Source organism: Bacillus sp. 220_BSPC, from assembly GCF_001054655.1.
Taxonomy (GTDB): Bacteria; Bacillota; Bacilli; order Bacillales; family DSM-1321; genus Peribacillus; species Peribacillus frigoritolerans.
Window position 1 is genome coordinate 16,865 of sequence record NZ_JVPL01000039.1, and the last position, 19,043, is coordinate 35,907.

18 protein-coding genes and 1 pseudogene are annotated in these 19,043 nt (G+C 40.7%); 3 read left to right on the forward strand and 16 right to left on the reverse strand.

Features of this window, described 5'->3' with window-relative positions; all coding sequences use genetic code 11:
- Nucleotides 1-123: 123 nt before the first annotated feature.
- The 11 genes from ADA55_RS02520 to ADA55_RS02570 form a co-directional block, all read right to left on the reverse strand.
- Nucleotides 124-549, reverse strand: a complete 426-nt coding sequence (locus tag ADA55_RS02520; protein ID WP_048678582.1) for a MarR family winged helix-turn-helix transcriptional regulator — start codon at nucleotides 547-549, stop codon at nucleotides 124-126.
- 634 nt (nucleotides 550-1,183) lie between these two features.
- Nucleotides 1,184-2,881 (reverse strand): sigma-54 interaction domain-containing protein, encoded by a 1,698-nt coding sequence (locus ADA55_RS02525; protein ID WP_081088591.1) that lies wholly within the window; start codon nucleotides 2,879-2,881, stop codon nucleotides 1,184-1,186.
- A 129-nt stretch (nucleotides 2,882-3,010) separates the two neighbouring features.
- The gene (locus tag ADA55_RS02530) at nucleotides 3,011-3,412 is read right to left on the reverse strand and encodes a MaoC/PaaZ C-terminal domain-containing protein (protein ID WP_048678585.1); all 402 of its coding nucleotides are present in this window, start codon (nucleotides 3,410-3,412) and stop codon (nucleotides 3,011-3,013) included.
- On the reverse strand, nucleotides 3,409-3,861 hold the full coding sequence (locus ADA55_RS02535) for a MaoC family dehydratase N-terminal domain-containing protein (RefSeq protein ID WP_048678588.1): 453 nt from the start codon (nucleotides 3,859-3,861) through the stop codon (nucleotides 3,409-3,411). The genes ADA55_RS02530 and ADA55_RS02535 overlap by 4 nt, the downstream gene beginning before the upstream one ends.
- A gap of 18 nt (nucleotides 3,862-3,879) precedes the next feature.
- Nucleotides 3,880-4,644 carry an SDR family oxidoreductase gene (locus tag ADA55_RS02540; protein ID WP_048678590.1) on the reverse strand — a complete coding sequence of 255 codons (765 nt, stop codon included), beginning with the start codon at nucleotides 4,642-4,644 and terminating at the stop codon, nucleotides 3,880-3,882.
- A gap of 20 nt (nucleotides 4,645-4,664) precedes the next feature.
- The gene (locus ADA55_RS02545; protein WP_048678592.1) at nucleotides 4,665-5,840 is read right to left on the reverse strand and encodes an acyl-CoA dehydrogenase family protein; all 1,176 of its coding nucleotides are present in this window, start codon (nucleotides 5,838-5,840) and stop codon (nucleotides 4,665-4,667) included.
- A gap of 26 nt (nucleotides 5,841-5,866) precedes the next feature.
- Complete coding sequence (locus ADA55_RS02550) at nucleotides 5,867-7,018, reverse strand: acyl-CoA dehydrogenase family protein (RefSeq protein ID WP_048678595.1); 1,152 nt, start codon at nucleotides 7,016-7,018, stop codon at nucleotides 5,867-5,869.
- A gap of 45 nt (nucleotides 7,019-7,063) precedes the next feature.
- Complete coding sequence (locus ADA55_RS02555) at nucleotides 7,064-8,659, reverse strand: long-chain-fatty-acid--CoA ligase (RefSeq protein WP_048678597.1); 1,596 nt, start codon at nucleotides 8,657-8,659, stop codon at nucleotides 7,064-7,066.
- 313 nt (nucleotides 8,660-8,972) lie between these two features.
- Nucleotides 8,973-11,417, reverse strand: a complete 2,445-nt coding sequence (gene parC, locus ADA55_RS02560; RefSeq protein WP_048678599.1) for a DNA topoisomerase IV subunit A — start codon at nucleotides 11,415-11,417, stop codon at nucleotides 8,973-8,975.
- The gene (parE, locus tag ADA55_RS02565; protein ID WP_396020273.1) at nucleotides 11,407-13,371 is read right to left on the reverse strand and encodes a DNA topoisomerase IV subunit B; all 1,965 of its coding nucleotides are present in this window, start codon (nucleotides 13,369-13,371) and stop codon (nucleotides 11,407-11,409) included. Before parE ends, parC begins: the two co-directional genes overlap by 11 nt.
- A 408-nt stretch (nucleotides 13,372-13,779) precedes the next feature.
- Nucleotides 13,780-14,190, reverse strand: a complete 411-nt coding sequence (locus ADA55_RS02570; protein WP_048678602.1) for a CoA-binding protein — start codon at nucleotides 14,188-14,190, stop codon at nucleotides 13,780-13,782.
- 489 nt (nucleotides 14,191-14,679) lie between these two features.
- Between ADA55_RS02570 and plsY the strand changes: the two genes are divergently transcribed.
- A complete protein-coding gene (gene plsY / locus ADA55_RS02575) occupies nucleotides 14,680-15,267 on the forward strand; it encodes a glycerol-3-phosphate 1-O-acyltransferase PlsY (RefSeq protein WP_048678604.1) in 588 nt (195 codons plus the stop codon).
- Between the two features lie 54 nt (nucleotides 15,268-15,321).
- Here the strand turns inward: plsY and ADA55_RS02580 are convergent, their stop codons facing one another.
- Together ADA55_RS02580 and ADA55_RS30230 are read right to left on the reverse strand one after the other, a co-directional pair.
- On the reverse strand, nucleotides 15,322-15,861 hold the full coding sequence (locus tag ADA55_RS02580) for a methyl-accepting chemotaxis protein (protein ID WP_048678606.1): 540 nt from the start codon (nucleotides 15,859-15,861) through the stop codon (nucleotides 15,322-15,324).
- A 31-nt stretch (nucleotides 15,862-15,892) separates the two neighbouring features.
- Nucleotides 15,893-16,545, reverse strand: a pseudogene (locus ADA55_RS30230) (protoglobin domain-containing protein).
- Nucleotides 16,546-16,870: 325 nt separating this feature from the next.
- Between ADA55_RS30230 and ADA55_RS27865 the strand changes: the two are divergent.
- Entirely contained in the window at nucleotides 16,871-17,020 is a 150-nt protein-coding gene (locus ADA55_RS27865; RefSeq protein ID WP_065310839.1) for a YycC family protein, read from the forward strand.
- 240 nt (nucleotides 17,021-17,260) lie between these two features.
- Here ADA55_RS27865 and ADA55_RS02595 read toward each other — a convergent pair whose 3' ends face one another.
- The gene (locus ADA55_RS02595; RefSeq protein WP_048678614.1) at nucleotides 17,261-17,746 is read right to left on the reverse strand and encodes an NUDIX hydrolase; all 486 of its coding nucleotides are present in this window, start codon (nucleotides 17,744-17,746) and stop codon (nucleotides 17,261-17,263) included.
- A gap of 90 nt (nucleotides 17,747-17,836) precedes the next feature.
- Between ADA55_RS02595 and ADA55_RS02600 the strand changes: the two genes are divergently transcribed.
- On the forward strand, nucleotides 17,837-18,133 hold the full coding sequence (locus ADA55_RS02600) for a HesB/YadR/YfhF family protein (RefSeq protein ID WP_034312410.1): 297 nt from the start codon (nucleotides 17,837-17,839) through the stop codon (nucleotides 18,131-18,133).
- A 37-nt stretch (nucleotides 18,134-18,170) separates the two neighbouring features.
- On the opposite strand, the gene ADA55_RS02605 is transcribed toward ADA55_RS02600, so the two are convergent.
- Nucleotides 18,171-18,464 (reverse strand): hypothetical protein, encoded by a 294-nt coding sequence (locus ADA55_RS02605; RefSeq protein WP_048678616.1) that lies wholly within the window; start codon nucleotides 18,462-18,464, stop codon nucleotides 18,171-18,173.
- Between the two features lie 24 nt (nucleotides 18,465-18,488).
- Entirely contained in the window at nucleotides 18,489-18,920 is a 432-nt protein-coding gene (locus tag ADA55_RS02610) for an acyl-CoA thioesterase (protein ID WP_048678617.1), read from the reverse strand.
- Between the last annotated feature and the right edge of the window lie 123 nt (nucleotides 18,921-19,043).

The following is a 19,043-nucleotide window of genomic DNA, read 5'->3' on the forward strand; positions in this document are numbered from 1 at the left end:
AAACCTATAACACGGAAAAATGAAAAAGCCTAATTCAAAAGAACATTTGAATTAGGCTTTTTCATGAAAAGGTTCATTAAAATATGTAATAAACAATACTGTTTCTGCTTATCAAAATTCGGATTATCTTTGTTTCCAGTTCTTAATATCCTGATTCAAACGTGTTAAATTCCTCTGAAGAACGTTTAAATCTTCCTCTGACCAGTCTTTAAGAATATCGGATAATCTTTCTTGACGAGACTTCTGAGCATTATGTAATATTTCTTGCCCTTCTTTCGTCATGACAATTAAGCTGATCCTTCCGTTTTTCGGATCTGGATAGCGGCGAATGAATTTCTTTGACTCCATCGCGGCAACCTGGCGACTTGCGGTAGACACGTTCAGTCTCAATTGGTCTGATAATTCATTAATGCCTAGGGGCCCATGCTTATCCAATTCACTTAGCAATAAAAACTCGGATCGATCTAGGTTGCCTATTTGTCTACTGGGGGATGTTGTTAGACGTACAAGCAGGGCTATGTCATATTCAATTAACTGGAGTGAGTCCAAATTCTATATCTCCCTTCTAGTGATTTATTTGAAAATAATTAGGCTGAACTAGTGTAGCTGGTTCTTTATATATATTTTCCAATTAAAATGATCCACTACCCTTGTATGTGTATAAAAACAATATACATGATTTTCAATGGCTTACCAAGCTTTAAAGCTTTAATAAACCCGTTTAAATCAATATATTGAATAGGATTTAATCAGATATCTTATGGATAATTTCCCCTGTTTGTCTCTGACATTCTGAAGCTTTGAGCTAAAATCTGTGTTGATAAATTAATTCTGTAATCCTACATATTCTTCCTCTCCTGTATAAATCGGCTTTTCCTCTTATTTATCGGAACTGTAAATAAATATAGTTTTATTCTACCACGCTGTATCATACCCTCTCCTGCTATTCCTCCCAATAATCGTGGTTGTGGGTGCAGACTGGTTTCCTCAGTAAGACCGTCCTCTAGCCAAAGATGTTTACAGCTGGTGAATCTAGGTTGGACACTGCTGCTCCATTCTATTTTTTCGTCTTTGGTTTACATTCAATCTATATATTTTTATTGAATTTTCGACTATCGTATAATCAGTCAAAAAAACTGTACCTCCCATTTTTCTAACAATGGGAGGTACAGTTCAAACTCATCTATTCTTTTCCACTGACCTTTAATCGATATTTTTTAAGTTTCCTTACGATTGTTGCCTGACTGGATTCCAGGGCTTCTGCTATTTCATATGTAGTTTGGTAAGTTTGAGCCGCTTTCGTCAAAATTTCCTTTTCGGCTCTTTCCACCGCTTCTTTTAAAGTTAAGGTAGCATTGAGGTTCGGTTGATTCCGATTTTCCGGCTGATATTCTTCCGGAAGGTCGTTAATCGATAATATTCGATTATCCGTCAGCACGACGAGCCTTTCCACTATATTAATCAATTCACGGACATTTCCCGGCCAATCATGTTGATAAAAATATTCCTTCAACCGCGAATCTATTTCTTTTGAGAATTTATATTGTTCGTTTGCTTTTGTTAAAAACAAGTCAGTCAATGCCAAGATATCCTCTCTTCTTTCCCTTAGAGGAGGGATCGTGATCGGAATGACATTCAACCTATAAAAGAGGTCTTCTCGAAAATCACCCGATTTGACCATTTCCGAAAGATTTCGGTTCGTGGCTGCTATTATGCGAACATCGATTTTCTTTGGTTTTGTACCTCCGATTCTTTGAATCTCCCTTTCCTGAAGGGCCCGGAGCAGCTTCACCTGAAGTTGCAGGGGAAGCTCACCGACTTCATCCAGGAATAGGATACCACTCTCTGCCAGTTCAAACATCCCTGGTTTTCCTTTTTGATTGGCTCCGGTAAATGCCCCTCCTTCATATCCAAAGAGCTCGGATTCCAATAAATCAGCGGGAATTGCCCCGCAATTTATTTTGATGAAGTCTCCTTTTTTAGATCGGATGCTCCGATTATAGATATTTCGGGCAAGGACATCCTTTCCAACACCCGTTTCCCCCAGTATGAGTACTGTCGCATCAATATCCGATATTCTTTCTGCTATCTCATAAATCATTTTCATTTTATCACTGACGAATACGACTCCATCTTTGCTCGTTATCTTCCGCAGTTTCTCAATTTCCTGCTTATATTGATTATTCAGTTCATTAGCTTTCGTCAACTCATGCATCAGTTCATTTAAATCAGATAAATCCCTTATATTCGTAACGACTTGCTCTATTTCCCCTTCTGCATTAAAAACGGGACTCCCTGTTATCAATGTTTCCTTTCCCGCAAAATTATCCTGTACGACTGATACCGTTCGTCTCAGCTTCACTACCTTATGAGTCACCGACGCATTCAGTATGCCTCGTTTAATCAATTGGTCCACAGATTTGCCGATATAATACTCTTTTGGTATGCCTGTGATCCGTTCAATTGCCGAATTGGTATAAAGTGTGATTCCATCTTGATCGGTGATGTATATTCCATCATAGGAATTTTCGATTATTGCATCCAGTGCGCGATTCAATTTATCCGTTTCATGAGCATCAATCAGTAAATCGTCCAAAAATTCTGTTTCCCTGCCTATATAAAGAATATTGTCAGCATCCATTTGTTTCATTAATAAAAATAAATACCGTTTATCATGCAGCCTTGCAGCTGCAAGCCTTTTATTATCGAGAAATTGCCACTCATCGAATTGTTCGGTTAATGTATGATTACCATCCTGGCTTAACAATTGATTAAAATAGTTTCCCCAATCCTTAATCCGATCTGCAGAATCCACGACTAGTGCAGGAAAGGTCCACTCTTTGAGCAAATTAAGCTGAGAATCCTGTTTCACTTGATTCATTACTATTCACCGCCGCAAAAAGAATTCTTTTTAAGTACAATTCTGGATAATTTTCGAAACTCCTTTAAAATTGTCGAATTTCGCTCCTAAAAAAAGTAGTGATGAAATAATTTTCATCACTACTTTACCTCAGTAAGTCTTAAAAATAACCTCTCCACTGATCGCTTCCTTACCTGACTGGTTAGTGGCCGCCACGTTGAAAAAATATCTATTCCCATTTTTTTCTTTTAGATCCGCTTGAAGAGTTATGACATCATTCAGGAAAACCATGCCTTTGAAACGAATCTTGTATTCTTCGATAAATCCAATTTCATAAAGATTACTGAATAGCTTTGCGAGATTTCCCATCGTCCACATCCCATGTGCGATGATACCTGGAAGACCAGCATTTTTTGCTTCCTCATCAATGGTATGAATAGGATTGAAATCACCTGATGCGCCGGCATATTTAATGAGGTCCAGTCGCGTTACAGGTGCAAGCTCGATAGAATGTAACGAGTCACCAATATGAATTTCGGTTAATGTCGTCACTTACTCATCACCATCCTTCTGATCGTTTCATTTAAAATGACAAGCTGTTCAGCAGTGAAGACAATTTCCCCATTTAGATCCGTCCCATAATTTTTAAAGGCTAGAAATCCCATTTCCCCTTGTTTCCCTTTTTTCTCATAATAGTCTTTCACTTCCGTATAACAGGTGATTTCTTCCCCTACCTTCAGCGGCCTGTTATAGCGATATACCTGCTCACCGTGAATCAAGCCTTTATTCGGGAGATTTAAGCTTTCAATCGTCCCAAAATCAAAGACCCTTGGGAAAGTTGGTGGAGCGATATTCGTACCGTACCTTGATTGCCTGCCTGTTTCTTCATCAATGAAAATCGGGTGGGGATCACCAATCGATAATGCGAATTTTTTAACTGCTCCCCGTTCAACTATATTTTTAACGGGTTTGGATCGTTTTCCAATACTATCGTTGAACATAACATCCCGCCTTTCCCCTTAATTTTTTGGACCGCCCGCAACATATAAAACCTGCCCGCTAATGAATGAGGATGCCTCATCGGCAAAAAATGCAACAGCATGAGCAATATCACTTGGCAAACCGCTTCTGGCAACCGGAATACTATTTGCCCTATCCTGGATGAATTGTTCAAAACTCACTCCCACCCGCCTAGCTGTTTCTTTCGTCATTTCGGTTTCTATAAAGCCTGGTGCGACCGAATTAGCCGTTATCCCATATTTGCCAAGTTCAATCGCCAGTGTTTTTGTTAACCCCTGAAGCCCAGCTTTTGCGGCTGAATAATTAGCCTGCCCGCGGTTCCCAAGGGCCGAAGTGGATGATATATTGATGATTCTTCCGTACTTATTTGCAACCATATGCTTCTGGGCGGCACGTACTGCATTAAAAGTACCTTTTAAATGCACATCCATTACCGTCTGCCAATCTGAATCGGTCATTTTAAAAAGTAAATTATCCCGGATGACCCCAGCATTATTCACGAGAATATCAAGCGATCCGAATGTGTCGGCTATTTCTTTTATCGATGCTTCCACCTCTTCTGGATTGACCACGTTGGTCACTTTGGTAAAAATGGTATAACCCTTGTCCCTTAATTCATTTCCTGTTGCTGTCAAAACCTCTTCGTTGATATCGATAATCGCCACGTTTGCGCCTTCACTGGCAAACAGTTCGACGATCGCCCGGCCAATCCCCCTGCTTCCACCTGTAACTAAAGCTGTTTTCCCTGAAAATCTCCCTGACATAATCGTTTCCTCCTAATCTATTATAAGAATTGTCCTAATTTAACATGACCCTTAATCAAATTTCGGGAAATGATCATACGCTGTATTTCATCCGTACCATCATAAATCCTCCAAAGCCTTGCCTCGCGGTACCAACGTTCGATGGGAAGCTCCTTTGTATAGCCCATGCCACCATGTATCTGCAATACTCGATCCACGACACGATTCCCCATATTGGCTCCATAAAGTTTAGCCATTGAAGCTAAATGGCGGTTGTCTTCTCCATTATCAAGTGTAAAAGCCGCATTCAATACAAGCCATCTTGCCGCTTCAATCTCTACAGCCGAATCAGCTATCTGCCATTGAATGGCCTGGCGCTCAGCGATCGGTTTACCGAATGTGACTCGTTCTTTAGCGTATTCTATTGCCATTTGCAGCAATCTTTCTGCAGAACCGACAGCGCGTGCGCCTACGATCCATCTTGCAAACCCTATCCATTCCAAGCCTAGTTTATAACCGCCATGCACTTCCCCTAAGATGTTTTCTTCGGGTACCCTGACATTATCAAAAACTAAACCGGCCGGTCCCCATTCTCCCATCGTATTGATATACTCTGATCTCCAGCCCATATCACGGTCTACAATGAAACAGGTTACCCCTTCCGTTCCGGTCGCTTGATGACGTTCTTTGTCTGTTACGGCAATGACCATGACGAAATCGGCATCATTTCCTCCGGTAATGAACGTTTTTTCACCGTTCAGCACCCATTCGTTCCCTTCTTTTACTGCCGTCATTTTAATATTTCTCGTATCGGACCCAGCTCCCGGTTCCGTCATGGCAAAACAGGACTTTTTCTCACTATTAATCGTAGGGATCAGATATTTCTGTTTCTGTTCTTCATTTGCATAATAAAGGATGTTATCAGCCGAACCTCCAAAACTGAATGGTACAAACGTTTTTGATACTTCCATCAAGACAATTGCCATCATGAGCTGACCTAGGTCTGCCCCGCCAAATTCCTCCGGAGTATTAATGCCCCAAAACCCGGCTTTTTTTGCTTTTTCCTGTAAATCTTTCAAAGTCCCCTCTGGTAAACTAGGTTTTCCTGCCATTTCATTGCGAAGTACTTCATTTTCCAATGGAATCAATTCATTTTCCACGAACTTGCGAATTGTTTTTTGCACCATTTTTTGTTCATCTGATAGTCGTAAATCCATTTTAACCCCTCCGCTTTCCAATTAGACTAGTTTTGATATTTTCTCTTTAATTGCCCGGTAATGATATTCTTTTGGATTTCGGACGTACCTTCATATATTCTGGTGATTCGGGCATCCCGATAGAAACGTTCAACTGGATAATCCTTCATATATCCCATCCCGCCATGAATCTGAACGGCCTTATCAGCGATACGATTATATACTTCCGAACCAAACAACTTGAGCATGGCCGCTTCTTTAATGATTTTTTCTTTCTGATCGACCATCCATGCGACCCTGTATGTGAATGAGCGAAGTGCTTCTATTTCCATTGCCATCTCTGCAATCATATGGGATACGGCTTGATGATCAATGATCGGGACATTGAATTGTTCACGTTCTGTGGCATATTTGGTAGAAAGATCGAGCAGGTATTGACAGGACCCTAAATTACGGGCAGCAAGGCCTGCCCGACCATTTGCAAGGATTTTCAAGGCATTTACATACCCTTGGCCGACGTCCCCCAGTACATTTTCAGCAGGAACCTCGCAATCTTCAAAAAATAATTCGGCCGAATGTGAGCCTCGAAGACCCATCTTCCTTTCCAGGCTACCAACTCTAAAACCCGGAAAATCCTTTTCTACTATAAATGAGGTGATCCCTTTCGCCCCTTTATCTTTGTCTGTAACGGCCATAACTGTAAAAATATCTGCTACATCTGCATTCGTTATATAATGCTTAGTACCATTTAAAATATATTTATCGCCATTTTTGACCGCCGTCATTTTGAGATTCGTAGCATGGGACCCCGCTGCAGGCTCAGTTAAAGCAAAAGCGCCAATTCTATTACCGCTTGCCATATCTGGTAGATATTTTTCCTTTTGCATTTCATTGCCCATTTCAACTATCCCTACCGTCCCTATACCGGTGTGGGCCCCAATCAGAGTGGTATATCCATTATGTGTTTTGCCGATTTCCTCATATAAAGCACATTTTCCCACCATCCCGATTCCGAGTCCGCCATACCTTTCCGGGATACTAAGTCCGAATAGCCCGATTTCCTTCGATAAATTTATGATGGATTCCGGGATATGATCTTCATCCTCTATCTGCATGGAAAATGGATCGATTTGTTCTTCGATAAACTGGCGTATATTTTCTTTAAGTAGCAGGATGTCTTCATCTAAGCGAAAGTCCATTTGCATTCCCCTTTATCTGCGAATTGGTTGTTAACGCTTTCATATCTAGTTCGAATGAGCGATATGTTTTTCTTGAAGCTTGCGTTTTAAAATTTTACCGACCGCCGTCTTCGGAAGTTCACTTTCAAATGTGATTGCTTTTGGGACCTTGAAGGCAGCGAGCTGCTTTCGGCAATAATCCTTCAATTCGTTTTCAGTTATTCTTTCACTTGGTTTTAGAACTACCGCTGCATGTACCGTTTCACCGCGATATTGATCGGGAACGCCAAAGACGGCAGCTTCCAGAACCTTAGGGTGGCTGTATAGTATATCTTCAATTTCAATTGGATAAATATTGAATCCGCCTGCGATGATCATCTCTTTCTTCCGTCCCACAATGTAAAAGAAGCCATCTTCATCCATCTTGGCCATATCACCGGTATGCAGCCATCCGTTTTGAATCGTCTGCCGCGTCTCTTCAGGCATGCCCCAATAACCTTTCATTACCTGTGGACCCTTAATGACCAATTCACCTGGTGTATCAACCAAGAGGGCTGGCTCTCCTGTAATGCTGTCAATTATGGCTGCATCCGTATTTTGTATCGGAATCCCGATACTTCCGGGTTTTTGCAGGCCGCTGACTGGATTCCGGTGCGTGACTGGTGACGCCTCGGACAGTCCATAGCCCTCAGCAATCTTTGTTCCACTAAGTTCGTTAAACCTTGACAATACATTCAATGGCAATGGTGACGAACCCGAAACGCAAGATTTCAAAGTATGCAAATCAAATGGATGGGACTGGTAATATTGTAATAAAGCAATATACATCGTCGGTACCCCTGGAAAAATAGTCGGTTTAAGATTATTGATAATATCGACGATCTCCGTTACCTGAAATCGGGATACAAGAATTAATTCCCCGCCATTATAAAACGTCAGATTCATTCCTGAAGTCATGCCGTAAACATGAAATAATGGGGAAACGCCCAGTACCCTTTCCTTCCCCTTTTGAGTATTGGTTCTTGAAGTGGCTGCACTTTGCAGCGTATTGGCTACGATATTACGATGGGTTAGCATCGCGCCTTTAGAACGCCCTGTCGTTCCTCCAGTATATTGGAGGACGGCGACATCTCTAGCAGGTTCAATCTCCACAGTGAAATCCGCCTCTGTTACAGATAGCAGTTTTTTTGTCATTTCACATTTTCCCTTTTCCAGAGACACGATCAACACCTTTTCAACATCGGTTTCAGCCATGACGGCTTCAACTATGGGCAATAAATCGTCGAGTACAATGATGTGCCTTGCACCTGAATCTTTCAGGACATGCATTAATTCGTTCGCCTTATACATTGGGTTGATTTGGACAACAATGGCTCCATTCAAAAGAGTTCCAAAAAAACCAATTGGATATTGGGGACAATTAGGAAGCATGAGAGCCACACGATCTCCCTTTCCAACCCCTTCATCAGCAAGCAAGCGGGCACATCTTTTCACTAACTTCCCCAACTCTGAATATGTATACCTTTCCTCCATGAACGTTACTGCTGTATTATCCGAATACTGTTCGACTGATTGAAAAAATAGTTCTGTCAATGAAATTTCAGGAATATCAATCTCGATTGGATTTCCGGACGGGATATGCTTTATCCAAGGTCTATCCATTGGTCCTCCCCTTTCTTCATTCAAAAATAAAGAAGTCATACTAACAATATGCAAGGAGTGTGCCAAAAATAAATCGTTTTGATACGTTGAGTCAGTTAATGCTAAAATTCAAAATTGAATTATTTGCTGCGTTCTTAATAATATAAGGTTCATAATACTAGGATTTAAATTTGACTCAATAAGTCATTTTTGAATTAAGACATTGCTTTCGTAAAAAGACTCAACTGTAGTGCTGGCCTGTGGATATAACTGCATTTTCAGGAAAATAAAACGGGATGCTGATCAAGGCCAGCATCCCGTTCAAAAAAATGATTCACTGCTCTATGGCGGTGTCATCTTCCAATGATATTTTCCATAATTCTTTCGCTTTTCCACTAACCGTTTCATCAAAAACAAATGATCCATTCGTATATCGATCATGATTTTTTAATGAAGCGGCATGAATCGTTTCAATGGTTCCCTTTTCGGAAAGAATGAATAGACTGTCGGTTTTGTTAATGATATCGAAACCAATGACCCTATGAGGATTCGATTTCAATTCCCTCAAGACCACGACACCGCGTTTTGCCCGGCTCGTTTTTTCAAACTCGGTTAATTTCATTTTCTTTATGGCCCCGCGCTGTGTAACGATAAAGATTGATTCTTTACTATCCTTGGCCAAAACTTTTCCGCCAATGACATAGTCATCTTCTTTCAAGTTAATCCCTTTGACTCCGGCTGCCCGGACACCGACAACACTTACTTCTTCTTCATCAAACCATAAACCATAGCCATTATGAGTGACTAGGAAAAGGTCAGCCTGCCCATCGGTATGATGGACATCGACCAGTTCATCGTCACCTTTTAAATTGACACCAACCAGCGGTTTTGAATGACGCTGGGCTTTATAGGAAGCTAATTCTGTCTTTTTCACCATACCATTTTTCGTGATGAACACTAAGAATTCCGGCATGGTAAAATCTTTGATTGGAATCGCTTTTATGATTTGTTCTTCCCTGTCGATTGGAATGATGTTCGCGATATGCTGTCCGGTTTCCTTCCAGCGAATATCAGGAAGCTGATGAACTGGACAATAGAGGTAGTTCCCTTTGGATGTGAACAGCAACAGGACATCTGTTGTATTCATCTCAAGCCTCTGGAGCAGGCGATCGGAATCCTTCATGCCAAAATCAAGACCTCCTGACGCTGCATAAGATCGTAACGATGTCCGTTTGACATAGCCTTCTTTCGTAACGGTAACCATCACGTCTTCACTCGCAATCAAGACTTCAAGATTTATTTTGATTTCTTCAATCTCTTTTTCGATTTTGGAACGCCGTCCGTCATCAAAGCCCTTTTTAATGAATCGAAGTTCTTTTTTAATTACTTGAAGAAGAACTTTTTCACTGCCAAGAATCTTTGTCAATTCCTCAATTTTGTCCTTCAATTCCGCTGCCTCTGCTTCAAGTGCTGTAATATCCGTATTTGTCAGCCTATATAACTGCAAGGAGACAATGGCTTCAGCTTGCGCTTCTGTAAAAGCAAATTTAGCTATGAGGTTATCTTTAGCGTTCCGTTTGTCTTTAGATGCCCGGATGACAGCGATGACTTCATCTAATATGGATAAAGCTTTCACTAATCCATCGACGATATGTGCCCTGTCATGTGCCTTTTGCAGCTCATAACGTGAACGGTTCACGATTACCTCTTTACGGTGTTCGATATAAGCATCGAGCATTTTAGGCAGGCTCATCAATGTTGGCCGTTTTTTATAAATCGCAACCATATTGAAATTGTATGCAATTTGGAGATCGGAATTTTTGTATAAATAATGCAGGACTCCATTTGCATCTGCTTCTTTTTTCAGTTCGATGACAATGCGCAGTCCTGTACGGTCGGTCTCATCCCTTACTTCGGCGATACCTTCCACTTTCCGGTCTAGACGGAATTCATCCATTTTCTTAACAAGGTTTGCTTTATTGACTTCATATGGGATTTCAGTGATGACGATTTGCTGTTTGCCGCCCCGAATCGTTTCCACTTCCGCCAACCCGCGAATGATTATTTTCCCTTTACCTGTTTCATAGGCCTTACGAATGCCCTCAATTCCTTGAATGATACCGCCAGTAGGAAAATCCGGCCCTTTAATGACAGTCATTAAATCAGCGACTGTCGCTTCCGGCTTATCGATTCGCATAATGGCAGCATCAATGACTTCACCTAGTTGATGTGGGGGGATTTCAGTGGCATAGCCGGCTGAAATTCCTGTAGAGCCGTTTACAAGCAGGTTAGGGAACATTGCAGGTAATACAATGGGCTCTTCTGAAGTATCATCAAAGTTCGGTACAAAATCGACCGTCCTTTTTTCAATATCCCGCAGCATCTCGGAGGCAATCGATGAAAGCCTTGCTTCCGTATACCGCATCGCAGCAGGCGGATCACCATCAATGCTACCATTGTTTCCGTGCATTTGGACCATGACCTTCCGCAGCTTCCAGTCTTGGCTCATCCGAACCATTGCCTCATAAACGGATGAATCTCCGTGAGGGTGATAGTTACCGATTACATTACCGACCGTTTTTGCGGATTTCCTGAATCCTTTTTCCTGAGTGTTTCCTTCGACATGCATCGCATACAATATCCTGCGCTGCACCGGTTTTAAGCCGTCCCTTGCATCAGGAAGTGCCCGATCTTGGATAATATATTTACTATAACGGCCGAAGCGGTCACCAATTACCTCTTCAAGCGGCAAATCCCGAAACGTTTCTTCAAATACCATCGTTAATGACCTCCTCTTCAATCGACATATTTTCATTATCTAAAATATTCGATTCCTCTTCGAGACCAAAAGCGACATTGGCTTCAATCCACTTACGACGCGGTTCAACCTTATCTCCCATCAAAGTTGTCACACGTCTTTCTGCACGTGCTCCATCATCGATCTTCACACGTATCAATGTCCTTGTTTCCGGGTTCATGGTGGTATCCCATAATTGATCGGCATTCATCTCACCCAGCCCTTTATAGCGCTGAATCATATAGCCTTTCCCTACCTTGTCTATCGCTCCCTGGAGCTCCTCATCGCTCCAAGCATATTCAATGACTTCTTTCTTCCCTGTCCCTTTGCTCACTTTATATAAAGGGGGCAAGGCAATGTAAACCTTTCCTGACTCTATTAACGGCTTCATATATCGGTAAAAGAAAGTCAGCAGCAGCACTTGGATATGGGCCCCATCCGTATCGGCATCAGTCATGATGATCACTTTATCATAGTTAGTGTCCGGCGTATTGAACTCCGCCCCGACACCTCCGCCGATGGCATGGATGATGGTATTTATTTCCTCGTTTTTAAAAATATCCGCCAGTTTTGCCTTTTCCGTATTGATAACTTTACCCCGCAAAGGTAGAACTGCTTGGAAACGGCGATCCCGCCCTTGTTTAGCGGATCCCCCAGCAGAGTCACCTTCTACAAGATACAATTCATTTCGTTCGGGATTTTTCGATTGGGCTGGTGTTAATTTCCCGGAAAGGATGGCATCGGATTTTTTCCGTTTCTTCCCGCTTCTTGCGTCTTCACGGGCTTTACGTGCCGCTTCCCTTGCCTGGAACGCTTTAATCGCTTTTTTAACCAATAGGGTACTCGTGGTCGGATCTTCTTCAAAAAAGTAGGCTAGGTGCTCTGATACGATGGAATCGACTGCAGAACGGGCTTCGCTGGTTCCAAGCTTGCTTTTGGTTTGTCCTTCGAATTGAAGAAGTTCTTCAGGGATGCGCACTGAAATGATTGAAGACAAGCCTTCACGTATATCGGTACCTTCGAGGTTTTTATCTTTTTCCTTTAATAGCCCCATTTTTCTGGCATAATCATTAAATGCCCGTGTCATGGCCGTTTTTGCACCAATCTCATGGGTGCCTCCGTCTTTTGTACGAACGTTATTCACGAAGCTTAGAATATTTTCTGAATAACCATCGTTGAATTGAAAGGCAAGTTCGACTTCAATCCCATTTTGTTCCCCTTCTAAGCTGACTACACTATGGAGTGTTTCTTTCTCTTCATTTAAATAATCGACAAACGCTTCAATGCCATTTTCATAGTGGAAAATTTCATTATGGTCGTTACGCTCATCCGTCAATTCTATCTTCATGCCTTTTAAAAGAAAAGCTGATTCGCGAAGACGCTCACACAGGATCTCATAATTAAAAGTCGTCACCGAAAATATTTTAGGATCGGGCTTGAAGTGGATTTTGGTCCCAGCTTGATTTGTTTTGCCGATTTTCTCCAGAGTGGTTTCTGGCTTTCCGCCATTGAAAAAACGTTGTTCGTAAATGAACCCGTCCCTCTTGATTGTCACGACAAGCCATTCAGACAACGCGTTAACGACCGAAGCACCGACTCCATGAAGGCCTCCACTCGTTTTATATCCGCCTTGTCCAAATTTACCTCCAGCATGAAGAATCGTTAATATGACCTCAGGCGTCGGTTTACCTAATTTATGCATGCCAATAGGCATTCCACGCCCTTTATCGGACACACTTACACTGTTATCTTTATGTATTTTCACACTAATTTGGTCTCCATATCCAGCTAAAGCCTCATCTACGGAGTTATCTACAATCTCGTACACTAAATGATGAAGTCCGCGTGCATCAGTACTGCCGATATACATACCGGGACGTTTTCTGACCGCTTCGAGTCCTTCCAGTACCTGAATTGCATCATCATTGTACTCGATTGTTTTTACTTTCTTTGCCACAGAAATTCCCCTTTCCTTACTAAACACAATTTCCGGGCCAAATCATACTGCAATGAAATGACTCACTAGCTTAACAAATCCATTAATACATACGTTATTATCATTATAACAAGTATAATACTTTCACGAACAAAGAACAAGTGTTCTATTTTTTTGTCCTTTTTATTAGCGTTAGCACATTTGTATGGAACAAAACGTATCATAGCTACCATTCTAATTGTAGCGGTAAATTTTCATTTGGCAAATATACTTTTATTATTTTAATCAAATTAAGCTTTAATGGCTTAATTTTGCCCGACCGCTCAATGCCCGCTATGGCTGCCTTTCAGTTTTTCTCCAGAAATAAAGCGATACCTTAAAAAAAGAGCGGAAGTTCCGCTCTTCATTTTACTTAGTAAGGGCGTGTTCGACTTTTATACATCGATTCATGATGACAGTATGTCCTTTTTCTTTCAAAAAATTATAGGCTTCTTCATTTTCCACCCCTAGCTGCGCCCAAAAGATATCTGCATCGATTTCTGCAAAGTCCTTGGCTATCTCCGGAAGGAACTCTGAACGGCGGAAAACATTGACGATATCGACGTGCCCTTCAATATCCTTCAGTGCCTTAACTGCCTTTACACCGAGCACTTCGGATACAGAAGGGTTTACAGGAATGATTTCATATCCGCTATCCTGCATGGCCTTCGATACCATATAAGAAGTGCGCTCAGGGTTATCAGATAAACCAACGACAGCGATGCGCTTCGATTTTTTCAACATCTTTCCCATTTCTTCTCTGCTTGGATTTTCTATCATTCTTTTCAATCCCCTTTATAATAAAATGTAATATTTGATTAAAGAGTATTCCTAACAAAGGTATTTTACAGAGAAAAGCTGTTTATTACCATTATTAAGAAAAATCATTATACAAGATAGAATAAGTTTCGAAAAGGCATTACCCACTTAACTTTCTTATGTTCATACAGACTACCACGTATTGTAACAATTTATACAAGGAGGCATCGTTCATTTTATATTTACGAAAATAAGGAAGTCTAAACCTTTTACCGTTCATGAACTTAACGTATATCAAAAGATGTAGGTCCATCAAGGAAAATTCATTTTTTTAGTGGATTTTTTTTGGACAGCCGTACCATTTTGTCACGAAAATGTTACAATAAGAGAAGCTTAACAGGTATTTCAGGCTGTTTTTAGCTATTTCTACACGTTTATTTTTGAAAAAGGGAACAATCTTCCTTAAACGTGATAAAAAAAGAAGATTTTTCTTAAAGAAAGGGTAATAGAATGCTTACATTTATCACTATACTGGCTGCCTACCTGATCGGTTCGATTCCGTCCGGTTTAATAATCGGTAAAACATTTTACAAAATCGACATCCGGGAGCATGGCAGTAAAAATCTAGGCGGGACAAATACCTTCAGGACACTTGGTTTCAAGGCAGGACTAACCGTTACTACCATGGATATTCTTAAGGGTACCCTAGCAACTCTTCTGCCGGTTCTGCTTGGCCTGGGAATGAATCCATTGCTAGCCGGAGTATTTGCGGTCATCGGTCATATGTTTCCCATTTTCGCAAACTTTCGGGGCGGTAAAGCTGTTGCAACTTCTGCTGGTGTCATTCTTGCATATGAACCATTGTTTTTCGTTTTTGCCGTTTTCATATTCTTCATATCCTTATACATATCCAAATATGTCTCGCTTTCTTCCATGATTGCTTGTCTACTTGCTCTCATCTACAGTTTAGTGTTTCATACTGGTGATTTGCCGCTCATTATTGTAATCGGTATAATAACGATCTTCATTTTTTACCGGCATCGTGCAAACATCAAGCGGATTATCGATAAAACTGAACCTAAAGTAAAATGGTTATAAGAACATGTGCATTACCATGTGAAGATAGGCCCGTACATGGGCCTATTTTACTTTCTACAATTCATTTGCCGTGTTATTCAGGATACCGGCATGCCTCGAAACCTTTTCAGTAGCGTTACCGATTTCCTGGATGATTGACACTAAACCCTGAATTGTCATTTCCATTTCTGCAGAATCCGTTATATTCCCTTTGATGACTCCGATTATTTCATTGAAGGAATTTTCCGTTAATCCAGATTCCTTCTCACCTGCTTGAACCACTTCTTTGACCCTTAGGACAGAATCAACAACATCTTTCATATATACATTTGATGATTGCACGATTGCATCTATTTCAGCTATCGACTTTTTAGTCTGTTCAGCAAGTTTCCTGACCTCTTTCGAAACAACCGCAAATCCATTACCATGTTCACCTGCCCGTGCTGCCTCGATGGCTGAGTTCAAAGATAGTAAATTTGTCTGGTCGGCCATTCCCTGTACAAGCTTAACAAACTCGGTGATGCTTAAGAAAGATTGGTTTAATAAAACGATCTTTTCATCAACATTTTTCATGAAATTAACAAGGTTTTGTATCTTTTCCGTTAAGATCTGCATACGCTTCTGCCATTGTTTTTGAACCAAGGGATTATTCAGCGCGCGTTGCGATCTGCATTTTGACAAATTGCCCGTTTTCTATCAATTGCTTAACGGAAGCATCCGTTTCTTCACTTAAATACAAGACTTCTTCACTAACCAACGAGATTTTCCTTTTTACTTCCTCTTTTATTTCTTTATATTGATTTTCCCTAGCCTTTAAATGTTCCACTTCATATGCCTCAAGGACTAATGCCCGCTGCTCATCTTCATTCTTGGTTTGTTCAAAGACAATTCTTTGCAAGTGATTCTGTGCATTTTGAAAACCGGATGAATACCACCGGGGCTGTAAGCCAATACGATAATGAGTCTTCGCCACCTTTGTCCGCAATTTAACAAAATCATCGTCAATCACACCATTGAATAAAGATAACATATGAGTAATTAACGTTTTTCTCAATCTTCCCACTGTGCTGTGCGCCGAACCTGCAGAATCGATTGATAAAAGGCATCCACAACTTCCTCGACCTGAGGTTCGATTGCCTCTCTAAAAGCATGGATCAGCTTTAAATCGTATTCCGTTAAATCGATGATATTAACCTGAAGTTTCACCTGTTCACTGCTTACATCCAATATGCCATCTGTTTCATTTGCTTTTTGAAACCAGTTTGCTTTTATTGGCTTCACTTTTATGAAAATCCCCATATCCCACTCCCCCTGATTTTGTAAATCACGAAAAAGCTAATCCATTATATCCAAACAAAGAAACGTGAATCTTTATACCCGTTTAATTGAAAGGAAGTCAGACCACCCTTGAAAAAATGAACTATTTAGACTATTTATATTCCATTCTGGACTCTGCACGATTCTTTTGTCAAGGTAAAAGGACCTAAACCATTTCTACATTACTTCAAATCGAAAGAATGGTTTGGAATTCGTTTATTGGAGAAAGAGTCAAGTAAGGATTGAATAATTGTTGAACAGAGGCTACACTGGAACTAGTTATTACATATCGATAGGAGAAAGTGCCATGAAGCCACTGCAAATATCACCGGAAACTGCATTAAAGTTATCCAAGTCACTTAACTTGCCTTTAGAGCAAATCATGCATATGCCCACACCAGTCTTGCTGAGAAAGCTTGCCGAGGCTGAAGCAAAAGAAAAAGGCAATACAAAATAGCTGCAGGAATCTGCAGCTATTATTGTGTGTGCTCATATGTGTACGAAACGATCTTACGGGCAATACCATTCCGTATACCCTTTTACCGGCCCCGTCTTTATGAGGAAATTAATTAGATGGCATTTCGTTTTATCCTCACAATATATAATTTCAGAGTCTTGTATAACTCATAAATATATCAATAGTCCGAATATTCCCCTGCCACTTTGTTAGATGGCTCAGGAATCAAAAAGGCGGTTTTCAATTGTAAGTCAATTCTTTTGCCATATCAGGCAGAGGCTTCTTTTTGACTGATATTAAATGTTCATTTTCATAGGTGCATGCAAATTCTTGTGGTGGTTCATCCTGTAATATATCTTTCAGGTAATACTTTATGTTGGACACTACATCACTTGCCTCCATAACCCATTGAAATGGCTTCCAGGCAAGTTCCCCTTCATCACAGGCAGATAGCCCTCCCCCTGCATCTTCAGCTCTGTAAACATACATTCCACCTGTTTCATTCCATGTCACGATCCCTCGAAAGCTCATCCCCTTTACTTTCAAACCAGTTTCTTCAAGAATTTCGCGTTCCATCGATTCATCGATGGTTTCACCTTTTTCTATTTTCCCGCCTATGCCATTCCATTTATGCCGATTGGGATCCTTTTGGCGAAATAGCATCAACACTTCGACTTCGTTGGATCTTTTTCGAGTTATGAAACAAATATTGTATATAATATTCATGGTTGTTTCCTTTCTTAAACGCACATTATTAGCATCTACCGCATAATTACTTTATACTTAAATAACCAACCTCTAGGAAGGAGAATGAGTATGAAACTGACCATTTCCGATCAAGCAGCTAAGTGGTATATTGATGAGCTAGGGCTTCAAGAAGGCTCTCATTTGCGTTTTTATGTAAGATATGGCGGGCATAGTACCGTCCAAAGCGGCTTTTCATTAGGTATCATGCAAGAAGAACCGGAAAATGCAGCGGCCGCAACGACTATGAACGAGATTAATTTTTATGTAGAAGAAAAAGATTTATGGTACTTTGATGGTCACGATTTACTTATTACTTTTAATGAAAAACTGACTGAACCAGAATTTCAATATGAAAAGAGTGCTTGACAATAAAGCAGCGGTGTAAACTGCTGTTTTTTCTTGTTCAATCGAGCAGGCGCTCTTCAATATTTTCCGCCCTAAGAATTTCTGCTTGTTTATCCCCTAAAAGATCAAAATGAGAATAACCATCCTTCCTGTGATGAATCCACTCTTTTTTAAGCCCGTATTGCTTACCCCACTCCGATAAACGCCGTAAATCATTGCATCCGACTTTTGTAACCGTCTTACAACCGGGAAATCGGTCGTCCAGCCAATAATGGGTTAAAAAAGCTATTTGGCCTTGATCGATTTTCTGCTTCCAGGCTACGACGTCTACCCGTTTGATCCCAAAAGCCATTTTTGATCACCTCAATAAATGTAATTAAACCAATTCATCCTGCTTTTTATTTTTCTCATAGGCCTCATGCCATTCAGGATACATGCGTTTAATGGATATCGGGCGGAAGCTCTCCTTTTTAACGCATACGTGGGAAGAAAGACCTGTAGCCGCTACTTCATTTTTTCCATTTACGATCTCATACCCATAAACGACGCGTAAACCGTCATATTTTTCAATCCAGGTTTTAATTTTTACCTTATCACCATATCTAACAGGGGTTTTATACGAAGCCTGAATATCCATAACAGGTGAGAGGATGCCATCCGCTTCCATATCAGCATAATAAAACCCTAAATCATTTATCAATTTTGTCCTGCCTAGTTCCATCCATATTAAATAATTCGCATGGTAAACGACACCCATTTGATCTGTCTCTGCATACCGCACTTCAATTTCGTTTTCAGCTATGAACATTTTGTTTCCCCACTTTCATTTCTCTTGCAATAAACATTTTACCATAACAATTGTGCAAATTTCATTTAAGCTGTCTTTATAGACTGTTTCCCTGCGTTGAACCTAAAATGAAAGGGGAGAAAG